Source organism: Cycloclasticus pugetii PS-1, from assembly GCF_000384415.1.
Classification (GTDB): domain Bacteria; phylum Pseudomonadota; class Gammaproteobacteria; order Methylococcales; family Cycloclasticaceae; genus Cycloclasticus; species Cycloclasticus pugetii.
Map to the genome: position 1 here is coordinate 2,307,096 of NZ_ARVU01000001.1, position 13,085 is coordinate 2,320,180.

10 protein-coding genes are annotated in these 13,085 nt (G+C 41.3%); 1 reads left to right on the plus strand and 9 read right to left on the minus strand.

Going from position 1 to position 13,085, the window contains the following annotated elements; genetic code table 11:
• Positions 1–9 precede the first annotated feature (9 nt).
• From CYCPU_RS0111275 to CYCPU_RS0111310, 8 genes are all read right to left on the minus strand, one after another.
• Complete coding sequence (locus CYCPU_RS0111275) at positions 10–2,760, minus strand: glycosyltransferase (RefSeq protein WP_020162758.1); 2,751 nt, start codon at positions 2,758–2,760, stop codon at positions 10–12.
• On the minus strand, positions 2,682–4,361 hold the full coding sequence (locus CYCPU_RS0111280; protein WP_020162759.1) for an aminotransferase class III-fold pyridoxal phosphate-dependent enzyme: 1,680 nt from the start codon (positions 4,359–4,361) through the stop codon (positions 2,682–2,684). Before CYCPU_RS0111280 ends, CYCPU_RS0111275 begins: the two co-directional genes overlap by 79 nt.
• A gap of 111 nt (positions 4,362–4,472) precedes the next feature.
• On the minus strand, positions 4,473–6,047 hold the full coding sequence (locus CYCPU_RS0111285; protein WP_020162760.1) for a class I adenylate-forming enzyme family protein: 1,575 nt from the start codon (positions 6,045–6,047) through the stop codon (positions 4,473–4,475).
• Positions 6,048–6,473: a Zn-ribbon domain-containing OB-fold protein gene (locus tag CYCPU_RS0111290; RefSeq protein ID WP_015006992.1), complete on the minus strand. Its 426-nt coding sequence runs from the start codon at positions 6,471–6,473 to the stop codon at positions 6,048–6,050.
• A gap of 8 nt (positions 6,474–6,481) precedes the next feature.
• The gene (locus CYCPU_RS0111295; RefSeq protein ID WP_026362683.1) at positions 6,482–7,645 is read right to left on the minus strand and encodes a thiolase family protein; all 1,164 of its coding nucleotides are present in this window, start codon (positions 7,643–7,645) and stop codon (positions 6,482–6,484) included.
• A gap of 4 nt (positions 7,646–7,649) precedes the next feature.
• A complete protein-coding gene (locus CYCPU_RS0111300; RefSeq protein ID WP_223253208.1) occupies positions 7,650–8,132 on the minus strand; it encodes an aromatic-ring-hydroxylating dioxygenase subunit beta in 483 nt (160 codons plus the stop codon).
• 13 nt (positions 8,133–8,145) lie between these two features.
• Positions 8,146–9,387, minus strand: coding sequence for an aromatic ring-hydroxylating oxygenase subunit alpha (locus CYCPU_RS0111305; RefSeq protein ID WP_016390785.1), 1,242 nt, complete (start codon positions 9,385–9,387; stop codon positions 8,146–8,148).
• A 63-nt stretch (positions 9,388–9,450) separates the two neighbouring features.
• Positions 9,451–10,653 (minus strand): alkane 1-monooxygenase, encoded by a 1,203-nt coding sequence (locus tag CYCPU_RS0111310; protein WP_020162762.1) that lies wholly within the window; start codon positions 10,651–10,653, stop codon positions 9,451–9,453.
• 197 nt (positions 10,654–10,850) lie between these two features.
• Here CYCPU_RS0111310 and CYCPU_RS0111315 point away from each other — a divergent pair, with 197 nt between their 5' ends.
• Positions 10,851–11,699: an alpha/beta fold hydrolase gene (locus CYCPU_RS0111315; protein ID WP_020162763.1), complete on the plus strand. Its 849-nt coding sequence runs from the start codon at positions 10,851–10,853 to the stop codon at positions 11,697–11,699.
• A 111-nt stretch (positions 11,700–11,810) separates the two neighbouring features.
• Here the strand turns inward: CYCPU_RS0111315 and CYCPU_RS0111320 are convergent, their stop codons facing one another.
• Positions 11,811–13,061, minus strand: coding sequence for an aromatic ring-hydroxylating dioxygenase subunit alpha (locus tag CYCPU_RS0111320; RefSeq protein ID WP_020162764.1), 1,251 nt, complete (start codon positions 13,059–13,061; stop codon positions 11,811–11,813).
• Positions 13,062–13,085 lie beyond the last annotated feature (24 nt).

A 13,085-nucleotide genomic window follows, 5' to 3' on the forward strand; every position in this document is an offset into this window, starting at 1 on the left:
ACTTTTTTATTAATCGTTAAGGCCGAGGTTTGTCATAAATTCAGCCATTATTGGTTCCGCTTGATATTGCTGACATCTATTAAGGGCATTTTCTCGCATCGCCGCTTTATTAACATTGCTTGAAAAAAACTGCTCTATTTGCTCAACCATTTGCTGCTTATCTTCAACCAAAAATCCATTAATTCCATCTTCAATAATATCTTTGGGGCCTTTTGTATTGTATGCAATCACTGGCATGCCTTGGGTAAATGCTTCTAAAACAACATTTCCAAACGTATCAAAACGTGATGGGAACACTTTTAAATCAAGCCCTGCATAAGCAGCTGCCATTGTTTGCTTATCCACCCACCCAAGGAAATTTGCCTCTGGCATTTGAACCTTTAATTCGTCTTCATCTGGCCCAGACCCGGCTATCACAAAGCGAATATCTGGCAGCCTTTTTTTCAGTTCTTGATAAATAAACGGCAAATCGAATATGCCCTTTTCTTTGCTTAAGCGGCTGGCAAAAAGCAGCACCGGTGTTTCACTGTTGGCATCGTTAAACAGCTCTTCTTTTCTCAATGGCATGACTTGCATATCATCAAATTTCCCGACGTGATGTGCAGTTAAGTGCACCCGACTTTCGTCTAATTGCATATGGTGCCCAGTGAGCCATGACTGATGCTCCGTGTTAAGCACAAAAACACCTTCAAATTGCTTATAAAAGAAGCGAAGTGCACGCCTAACTCTATCTAATTCATGTTGCGTTAGGTCTGTGGTATTTTTAATAAACTCGACCCAGTCAGTGTGCATAAAAAAGAATGCCGGCACATTGAACATATGCTTAAGTACCAGTGCAACAATCGCCATAGGGCCTTCAGTTGAACAAATAATTCGGTCATAACCTCCTTCATAAAACACCTTCGCCACTTCCAGAAAATCAGGCACTCTAAGTTCTTGCTCACCAAACTTCCCAACACTAAACGTTGTTATTGGTTCAACAACATATAAATGCGCCTCTTCTTCAATATCAGTACTACAAACAAGGAAATCTATTGGCAAATCTGACTGCTGAATTTCCTTAAGTTTGGCTGACAGTGAATTAGAAACACCGTTTTTATCTCTGAGTGTATCGGTTAAATAAAGCGCACGTTTAGGATGTTGGTTACACCCTAAACGCTCTGAAAAGTCATTAAGGAATGATCTGTTTTGATATAACAATCGTGTACTAGCGAATGTTGCACTGAAGAGGACCATGCTCACTAACATAGGAAACGATAGATGGTCTAATAGCTCACCAATATTAATATTGCTGATGGAGTCTTGCTCTGGCTTGTCTTTATAAAACAGCGCCGTTAACTGGCTGGGAATTTCAAACTTACTGGTCAAATCCGCTGTAGAAAAGCTGTTTAACTGCTTACCCGACCCAACCGATGACGTCTTTAGCCTCTGTACAATTAATAAACTTAGTTTTTTATAGAGCACCTGAACAGAGCTATTGACTGTATTCACAAAAACATTCGGCGAGCCGTTTTTACTATCTGCAATACGCGTTAAATGCTCGATACAAAATTTATAATCTTTTTTTACCTTCCAAGACAGCAGTTTGCCTGGTTTTTTACCTTGCAGCGCCTTATGAATAAATTTAAAAAAATTCTGAGCGTTCTTACTCTTTTTTAGCTCCAACAATAAGTTCGCAATAATAAAGCAGGCTACTTTATCTGATGTTTCTCCTCGGTGAAAAAACAGTCTAAGTAAGCCTGGATCTTCTATTTTAACGGCGGCTTGTACAAAGTAGTCCAACAAGGCGATATTCAGTTTTTGATTTTCTTCCACATAACCAAATGGCACGACACGGCCCTCAATTAACGCCTCCAAAGCTAACGCAGAAGGTTTTTCTGTTTTCAAGCGCTGCGCTAAGTTTGGCACATAGAGGTACGATCCACATTCGCCTGCAAACACCCCCATATGATCATCCGAGCCACCCGTTAATACTTTGGGTTTGTCAGGGTCAACAGCAAAGTCACCGGGCGTTAAGCCGTGCTTTTCAGCATACATATTAATTTTTTCAGGCGTTAACGTTTTTACCCAGTTTAAGGTTAAAACACTTTGCCATAAATCTCGTTGACCATTGAGCACTTCATAACGCTGAAATATGACCGCTAATTTCTCGAATAAAGCCTGATCGATATTGTTATCACGGGTATACAAATAAAGCGGGTGAGGCAATATAACGGGTATATTTTGAGCAGCTGCGAACTTCAAGAATTGGTAAACATTTTCGCGTGTTTTATTAAGCTGTTTTTCTTGCTCTGCATTAAAACCATACGCTAACACATGAACAAATAAATTATATTCAGGAAAATAGCAGGTGAATTCAGTACCCACCAGCACATCCTTCCCTTCAGCAATTAACTCCCAACATGACCGAGCATTATTATGATTGGTTATCGTCACAACGTCGCAATCATTTTTATGTAAACATTTAACCAAGTTATCCGTCTTAAGCCATGTTTCTGGTAAGCCAAGGATTCTTCCCCAAAGTTCATCGGGCACATCACTATTGTGATCATGGCAGTGAAAATCAATCTTCAGACAGTTTTCGTAATCCAAGCCTTCTTGTGCTGTACTCAGGTACTCCCCAAACTCATCTTTTAATGACTGGCGAAAATCACTAATAACCGCATTCGATGTAAAGTCAATCATCGCTTCGCCTCTTTCACTAACCTTTTTGCTGATACCGATTTCACCATATCCTTCAACATCCGCCTTTTTATCCATTTATTCGTTAATGCCGAATGCTGCCACCACCAGCCATCTTTTTTCATCTTTAGGCCAGCCGATACGAAGTGTTTAATCACCTCAGCGAATTCCTCATCAGTAAAGTTATGGCTCATAATCAGCCTGCCTGTTCCAATCCAGCTAAGCAGGATGCCTTCCTCCCTGAGGTAATACTGGTACATCCAGTTATAGCGACTCGGTTGGGTATATAAAACAGTGAGAATAGAGCTGAGGTTGACCATTTTGACTGGCACATTCGCTTCCTTTAATGCTTGGTTCATCTGCTGCACTCTATCGTTCCAGACCTGCTCTAGCACTTGATATGAGCGTTGAATCTCTTCTGTTTGCAGTGCTTGTAAAAAAGCATCCATACTGGTCATAACGTACGGGTGTGAGTTAAACGTGCCACGCGCAAAAGACACATTCGCCGGCCGATCTTCTTTAAAACGCTGCATTAAATGATGCCTGCCACATAAAACACCCACCGGTAAACCGCCACCTACGGTCTTACCATAAGTAACCAAATCGGCCTCCACAGCAAAAAAACCTTGCGCGCCTTTATGAGAGAGCCTAAACCCGGTAAATACCTCATCAAAAATTAATACAATGGAGCGCTCTTTACACACTTGCTGAAGTTTTTGTAACCACTCGCTATACGCTGTCTTATCAAAGGCCGCCGCTCTTTCGCTATTAACCAACATAGCGTCACTTGAGGCATCTGAATTTGGATGCAGCCCTTGCAACGGATTAACCAACACACAGGCAATGTCACGTCGTGTTCGTAAAATACTCAACGTACGTTCACTCATATCACGTAATGTATAAACATCATTAGTTTTACGTTGGTTGCCAATGCCTGGCTGAACCCCATCCCACCAGCCATGATAAGCACCACAGAATCTAACTAAATATCGCTTACCGGTATGATAACGAGCCAAGCGTACCGCTTGCATAACTGCTTCTGTACCAGACATATGAAACGACACCTCATCAAGACCAGATATTCGCTTCAATTCTTCAACATTATTTTTAATTATTGGGTGATAAGGCCCCAAGACAGGGCCAAGGTTTTGTGCGTTTTCGAACCCTTTTTTCAAGCAAGACTTATAAAAATCGTAGCCAAAAACATTCACCCCATAGGAACCGCTCAGGTCAACTCCCCAGCGACCATCGAGATCCTTCAGCATAATGCCTGAGGACTCAGTGACAATTGAGGCCGGTTTTATATGCTGACCAAGGTAGTTACGATACGGATAGGGAACCCGGTATAAATTAGTAAAGCGTACATCCGATACACTGTCTTCTATACTGGCATAAAATCCGGTAGATTTTGGCGAATGGCAGGCTAAGCTTTCACTCAGTTGCTTAAAACCCTCTTTTCGTTGATTAACGACGGCTATTGGTGCGTCATCACTACTAAAAAACACCTCTTCATCGTAAGAAAAATAAGGAACCCATTTGGCAATTCGCCTAGCCCATTTTGAATGTCCTCGAACAGAGGGGTGCTTAGCCCTAGAAAGCTTCAGTCGTGTTGAGACTTTTATTAAAAAGAAAAAGGATAATAGAGCAAGCGCAGTATAGAAGACATCAGTGTCAGGCATATGTGTAATTATTCGCAATAAAATATATCGCAAACATTAACACTCAAAAATGACAGCCTTGTTTCAGTTAGCTGACAAGCTTCTTACCAAATTACTAATTGCAGATATTTCCTAAGCCAAATCCCATGGCACCGACAGACGACCATCTTTGAACATGGCTTGCATATCTTTTTTAAGCATTTTCCCCGTCAAGCCTTTTGGCAACTCGTCTACTAGCACGATATGTTTGGGCACTTCAAACTTTGCCATTCTTGCTTTACTAAATGCAACCATTTCATCGAAATCAAACGCAGCTTTATCTTTGGCAATAATTAACGCGACCACCGCCTCATCCCATTCAGGGTGTGGCACACCAATAACACCTACTTCAGCAACATTAGGATGTTCATCTAAAACATTTTCAACCATGCTTGGAAAAACATTAGCCGAGCCAGTAATAATAAGGTTATTTTTACGATCCGTTAGGTAAAGAAAGCCCTCATCGTCTAGATAGCCTAAATCATTAGTTCTGAGCCAACCCTTGTTAAGCACTTCTTTGGTTTGCTCCTCTAAATCCAAGTAACCACTCATTAAGGTATCAGATTTTAACCAAATTTCACCGCTAGTATTTGGCTCTAAAGCGACGCCATTATCATCACGAATTTCTATATCAAAATGTAATGCTGGCCGACCACATGAACGAAGAAGATGGTCCTCACCATTTAGACCTCTTTCAGTATCTTCTGGTCTCATAAAACAAATCCAACCACCTGTGGTTTCGGTAACACCATACATTTGCATTAAATCACAGTTGAAGGTCTCAGCAGCTTTACGGATTAACTGTGGCGTTGTTGGTGATGAACCATAGGTTATTAGTCGCACGGATGGGATTTTAATGTCCGTTTCTTCCATGATTTGAATCATCCGGCGCATCATCAATGGCACCATAATGGTTACCGTTACTTTCCTCTTATTAATATGTTCAAAGTATTGATCAACATTAAAGTCACCCTCTGGAAGCACTGATGTCATTCCATTAACTGTATTCATTGTTATGAGTACAAAGGTAATCCAAGCCGATGACGTGGGTGCATACCATACATCATCTGGCGTGAGTCCCATGTTTAACACCGTATTTATCATCGCGTCTTTAAGCGCATGCTGGGATAAAAGCACGCCTTTTGGCGAACCTGTGGTACCCGATGTATAACTGATGGCTGCCAAGTCATCGTTTTCAAGTACGGGCAGGTCAACCTTACCATCACTTTTTGCCAACAACTCTTGATAGTCATAAGGCAGGTTGTGATCTCCACCATAACCAATCAATAAAACACCTTCGGATATCAATTGCTCGGCAACATCGCCCATCAATGGCACACAGTTAGCTTGTACTAATACTACTTTCGCTTTTGAGTTATGGATGACATACAACATTTCTTTAGGAGAATAGCGCCAGTTAACACCAACCCGTGGCGCACCTAATTTTAAGCAGGCATGAAAAGCCTCATAAACTTCAATGTGCTCGTGAGACAAAATAGCGACCACATCGCCCTTGCCAATATTTTTGGTTTGTAAGGCTTTTGCAAACCGACACGCCCGCTCATTTAGCGTAGCCCAATCGATAGACCTTTCTCCTTCATAAAAAGCTATTCTTTTTGGCATCGCTTTCGCCGCACGAACCAGGTAATCTCTAACTAATGTTGTCAATTAATGCTCCTCCCCATCTAATTTAAAATAAAGCAACTCGTTTTTTTTATCTATTTTTTTAAAGTGTGCTCTCACCGCTGTACCAACTTGATATGGCTGCCCATCACTCGCTACTATATGGCCCATAACTCGTGGACCTTCCGTTAATTCAACTAAGGCCACTGTGTAAGGTATTTTGTCATCGTAATAGGGGTGAAAACTACGGTGAAAAACCACGTAACTATATATAACCCCTGTGCCCTTAGCCTCAAACCATTCGAGTTCATTGCCACCACACTCATCACACACTTTTTGTGCAGGTGGTAGACTGGTTTGGCAGGACGAACAATGCTGAATAAGTAACTTATGTTGCTGCATTGCCTCATAATAAGGTTTTGCAATATCAACTACCGTTGGCCAAATAATATCTTCTTTTGGATATTCCATCGTGCCTCCTATCGCCCCATAACTAACGCCGCATGGAACTGCATCCGTCCACCATAGCCAGTGACTAACATATTATTGAGTGTATTTAATTGGCGACCTTCTGCACGGTTATGTAATTGCATGACAGCTTCTGAGACCGCTGTCGCGCCTTGCATATAATAGCCAGATAGATGCCCCCCGCCAGTATTAACGGGTAATTGCCCACCCGGACCAATACCTTCTTCTGCAATAAATTGTGCCGCCTTTCCTGGTTCGCAAAAACCGTACATTTCTAAATTTATTAAGGTGGAAATACTAAACGCATCATAAAATTCACAGGCATCAATATCATCTACCGTGACACCTGCCATCTTAAACGCTGTTTGTGCAGCCATTTTTGCACCCGTTTCTATTTCGGGCTGATAACCACGGCGATTGATATTACCTTTATGACCTTGCCCCATTCCATAGATATAAGCGGGGTATTCTTTGGCCGCTTTTGCGGTTTCTACATCACTGACCACCACAGCAATTGCCCCATTGACAGGGTAAGCACAATCCAGCATCCGTAGTGGTTCAACGAGCCACGGTGATGCATGATGATCTGCCATCGTCATCGGTTTTTTTATTTTAGCTAGCGGATTAAGCCTTGCCCATTCTCGGTTTGCAATTGCTACTGCTGCAAGGTCATCAGTTGTTCTGTTGTATACCGCTAAATATCGTTGGGCAGCCATTGCATACGCGGCTATCGCGCTGTAAAAACCATTTGCGACCTCGGTTCCCAATTTACCCATCATCGGCATTGCGATTGCAAAGGATTCTGCGGCAGAACCACCTGGTTGCAAAGGGGTATCTGCAAACACACACACCACTTTTTTAGCCAAGCCAGATTGAATCGCCATCGTTGCTTGCTGTAGTGTCTGGACCATTGAGCTACCCTCTGCTTCAACAACATTCAGCAAACTTAAATCCCTAAGGCCAGCATAATCCTGAAGGTCCATCGGCATTGCCGATAAATCTTCAATGGGGCTTTTATTAATCAGCAATCCATCAATATCGTGATGCTTTAAGCCTGCATCGCTAATCGCCATACCAATTGCTTCAACTGCTAACTCCCATGAAGCCACCGTGTAATCGCGACGCAACTCAGTCATCCCAAGGCCGGTAACGGCTGATAAAGGCTTCCTGCTCATCAGTCTAAATTAAGAAAGACAGTGTTGGTATAGGTTCAAGCCCATTCACTAAATTAACTTTCTTTAAGTGTATTTGAAAGCTATCTCCTTTTCGGCTAAGGATATATGTATACCGACCAGACCATATCCTAAAACTATGTACCGATTGAATAGAATATTCTGGTAAATAGAAATTTGCCTCTACCCTAAACTTGTCATCATTGTCGTTAAAGAACTCGTAATTTGAGATGACACGACGCATACCGGAAATAGGTACTTGGCTAAATCGGTTACCGGTATTGAGTTGCTTAACCCTTGTTGTTAGCCTCGAATAGTTATCGTATAAATGTGATGCCTTTTTCGCTGGATCGTCACCATCTTTGCGCGGCACCCAATAAACGGCGTCCTCTGCCCATAATTCATACCATGCCTGGTATTGTCCCTCATCAGCATACTTCGCCTCTTGAATAATAAAGGCTTCAAGCTCTTTGGTTACCTCAAATGCCACCTGCTTCCCCATGCTACTTTTCTCCCAACATTACTGAGCGATAGTGGTGCCAAAAACCTCTGTTTGACGTTTCATCACTCATTCGCGACTCCTTAACACCATCATCTCTTACCGTTTCTCGATCCATTCCCCTACTTAGATCACACCAAGGTGTACCGGCTTGAAGCGCCTTTTGCGCGCGTTCAGCTATCGTTGCGTCATCTGCCAATAAAAAAGCAGCAGGGCCTAATGCGCCTTCGCTTTGTCTCAGTAACTTAAAGTTCAACTCTGGCACCCCCTTTAAAAACATCGGCGTGCTCCATTGCACACAAGAGTTAACACTGGTCGGCTGGAAAATAACTATATTCATTTCTGCTAAAAATAAATTAGGGAAAATACAAGCATGTGGCGGCCCATCAAACAACCGCTTGTTGCCTTCTTCTTCGCCATATGCCGCGTGCATTTTTTCAACATATGATTTGGACTTTTCAACCGTTGAGCCCAGCCAATCAAGTGTATTGACATAGCCTGCGGCAAAATCAATTTCCGTGTGGCCATTGCCCCAGTCTCTGATCACCCCTTGGTTGGTGTCTTCTCCGCCCACAAATTCGTTATATTGGGAAGGAATAACTTGAACAAATGATTGATGAACATAGTTTACATGGTAACCATCCGTATCATTCTCGGGCAGCATTTTCCAGTTTGCATCAAACTTTTGACGCACCCAACCACCTGTTAAATCTACCTCACCTTCTGGAGACAGGTTACAGGCCCGATCTATCAGCTGCTTACCATTTCCCAAGTAATCATCAAAACTTATCGTTGGTTCGTTAAAGCTTGCAAAAACAAACCCCCGATAACTATCTGTAATTAATGTCTGTAACCCATGGTCTTTTTTCTCTTTAGTAAAGCCATCAGGATAAGGTACGTCTAACAAGTCACCATTTAAGCCAAAAACCCAACCATGGTATAGGCAAGAAAAATTGCGTTTATTGCCTTCCATTTCATTACATAAGTTATTGCCTCGATGCGCACAGCGATTCACCATTACATTCACTGTAGAATCTTTATCCCTGACCATGATCAATGCTGAGCGGCCTATATCCCTTGCAATAAAGTCGCCTGCTTCCTTGACTTCACTTTCATGCCCGACATAAAACCAGCTATTTTGAAAAATCTTTTCCATTTCATCAGCATAGATATCTTCTGATGTATATAAAGACCCATGAACCTTGTCCGATTGAATCAGGTGATTGTAATCTATGTTATTTACCATATTGCTCTCCTATGTATGCCTTTGCACTGAAAAAGGCCTTTATTCCTTTCTTAATTTGTCGCTCTACTTCTCTGCTATAACCGCTCTATCAAGAAAACGCTCGGGCAAGGTATTAGGCAATGCATAAGGCACGATATCTGCTGTGTCATAAAACTCTTCAATAATTGGATGCATGATTTTTCTCCATAAAGGAGGAAACATCGTTACAAATAAGATATTTAGGTAACCTAATGGTAAACGTGGTGCCTTATCCATCACCCTTAATATCTGATAAGGCCGCCCTACATTCGCGTGATGGTCTGAATGCCGATCAATTTGACACATAAAAAAGCTACTAATAATCATACTGTCATCCCAAGCATGTTCTGCCCTTACTTTTTCATAGCTACCGTCTTCAAGCTGTTTACGCATCAAACCATAGTGTTCTGCAAAGTCTGCTGTGGCTAATAGCAGCCTTGGGAAAAGATATTGCATAATAAATAACGGCAATGAAATCCAGCCAAAAAGATAAACAAGTAGTGAAAACCATGCGATTTGTGCAATAGTTATTTTTATCATTTTATTATCTAAACTTATCCAACTTGAACCCTTTCGGCCAAGGCGTTCCGCTTCTACTTTCCATGCAGTAATTGACTTTAATACTGTACTTCTAAGTGCAAACCTCCAAAAATTTTCACCATATGGGGACGTTGCAGGATCTAGTGGGGTCGCTACATGAATATGATGATGGAAATTATGATAAACATAGAAATCAGCCATACTAATTGGCGTCATCAAGGCTTGACCCATAAAACGGTCAAACTGATTCCCATGATGACACAGCTCATGCCCTGGAGTTGCACCTGTTGCCGTAACAAAGGCCAAAGAAAGGGCTAAGAAAACCATTTCTGCTGTGCTAAGTGGGTAGTAGCTTACACCTAACACGGTGAACATTTCCATCGGCGTATTTGTTATCAATGAATAACAAAACAAAGTAATTAGAAACTGTATCGGGACATAGATCCAAAGCATAAAGCGAAAAAAAGAACTTTCCTCTAATTCTTTTTCCATCTCTTCTGGTGCATTAATAGGATCATCTCCTACAATTGGGTCAAGTATCATACAGATACCAAATACAGCAAGGGTTAACAAATACCAATACCCCCCACCTAAAAAATGAGCAATAACAGGTGTTGTAGAAAACAACAATATAGGGATTGTGGTATAGCGAGCGACTATACTAACTTTTCTTTTAATACTATCTGGGGCATTCATTTTGGGAAACATGTTCTCTCCTGGATCTCATTAATTTGCATTTATTTATACAATTGATTATAACCAGTTAAACAAACTGAACGCTAGTTAGAAATAATCATTTTTTTAATGTAACAATTTTTCTTTAAACAACCTATTGATCTTAAACTAGCGTTGTTAACTATCTTTAGAAACACTATAACTTCAAACTTTTAGAAATAAGGAATGCTATGCAAACATCAAACATCCAAACCGGTTCTTTTAATACTTTTTTAAATGAAACAGGAACCGATAAGGACACCAGTATTTTATTGCTACATGGTTCTGGTCCTGGTGCTAACGCCATGTCAAACTGGCAATATGCACTGCCTTTTCTAGCTGAGAACTACCATTGCCTTGCACCAGATATTGCAGGTTTTGGCCTTAGTCAACATGACTGCCCACCCAATGGAACCAGCCACTGGATTGATATTTGGGTGCAGCAACAAATAGATTTATTAGATGCTAAAGGGATTGAGCAAACACATATTGTCGGCAATTCCATGGGCGGTGGCGTTACCCTTCATTTACTTAACAGGCACCCTGAACGCTTTAAAAAAGCAGTTCTTATGGGCCCAGTAGGTGCTCCATTTGCCCCTACCGAAGGCCTCACAAAAGGGTGGGAGTTTTATAAAGACCCTTCCAAAGAGGCTTTAGAATACTTAATTACTAAATTTCTTTTTGACCCGAGTTTACTTGGCAATGATATCGCTAGCATTGCTGCTCAACGCTTCGATAACGTTATGAAAGATGAAGTACGCCTTCAGTTTGAAGCCATGTTTAGCGGTGGTACAAAAAAAGGTATTGATGCGTTTGTTTTATCAGACGACGAGTTAAATAATATTTCCCACCAAATGCTGGTCACCCATGCCCGAGAAGATTTTTTTATTCCTCTGAATAATGCATATCATTTAATAGATAGAATCCCTAATGCGCAATTGCATGTCTTTGACCATTGCGGCCACTGGGTTCAAATTGAAAAGAAAAAAGCATTTAATAATTTAACTAAACTATTCTTCGACGGCATGTTTGATGACTAACACCCACTCTCATAACATCAATTAAACACTCGTTTAATTAAACAATAAAGCCCAGACTTTCATCTGGGCTTTATTGTTTTAGAATTCATACCTCTTCATTTTATTCAATACTTAAAAGCCCATCATCTCTCGATACCCTTGCCACATTGAACGAATCATTCCTTCCGTGACTAGATGCTTTGCTCCTTCAGGCTCTTTACCATCCATCTCTATCACACTAGTGTATTCCCCATCCCGAACTATCGCTTTTTGACATAGCTCTGTTGATTCACCATCTTCCATTGAGATAAGTCCAGCAGGTCCAATAAGGTTAAATTGCTTTAAACGAATATTTCTAAGCTCTTCAGTGTCGTCTTTATAACCAAAGTAAGTCCAGACTAACTCAAATTCATCCTTACCTTTTGGTAAGATCTGACGAAAAGCTAGGGTATTTTGAATTTGCTGCAGCACTAACGAAGGAAACATCGATAATATATCCAAGCTATGTCCGTCTTCAAACTCCTGCTGGCCTGCTAGTAAAGACTCATCTGCTAATGCATAATTTCCTTGCTGCATCGTTCTAAGGTTCTCTTTCTTAACATCGTCCAGAGCACTTTTCTTTTCCTCTGAACTCTTAACCCAAATTAAGCAGTGAACTTTATTATTTACGATTGATTCACCTTGTTGAGACGATCGATACAGCCCAAAAGTTGCATGAAAGAGGTGCAATAAACTTGCATGATAAGGGTCTTTGGTATTTTCAGCGTAGAACTTCCAATTCCCTTTAATATATTGCCGAGTTGTACCGAGTATTTCTATCGGCTTATTTAGCAGTCGACGCATATGGTAGCTAACATCATCGCCCATATATTCTTCAATATCCGGCGTATCATCACTAAAGGTACCAAAAATCGCACCATGGTAATTAACCACACGGACCTTACGTAGACCGTGCTTTTTCTTATCAAAGTCTTTTGGCATGCCACCTTTGCCAGCGAGTCCACGCTGGAAGGGGACCCCATGAAGGTCACCCTTCGCATCATAAGCCCATTGGTGATATACGCAGGTGTAAACACCATCTTCAGACTTACCGTGACGCTCTCGACAAATCTCAGCGCCACGGTGAGCACAACGGTTAACCCAAGCATAGATTTCATTATCTTGCCCACGGGTAACCACAACAGGGGTATCACCAATATAGGTTGATTTGAAGCTACCTTTTTCTGGCAACTCTGCGTCAGCGGCTAAAAAATTCCACGTTGGGCCATTATAAATTTTCTCCTGCTCAAGGTCGTAAACTTCTTGATTATTAAACACCCAATAAGGCACCGCCGTACAACCTGCATCTGCAGGCCACTTTAAACGATCAAGCATACTTCTCATAAGAATACTCCTTTATTAAGCTAT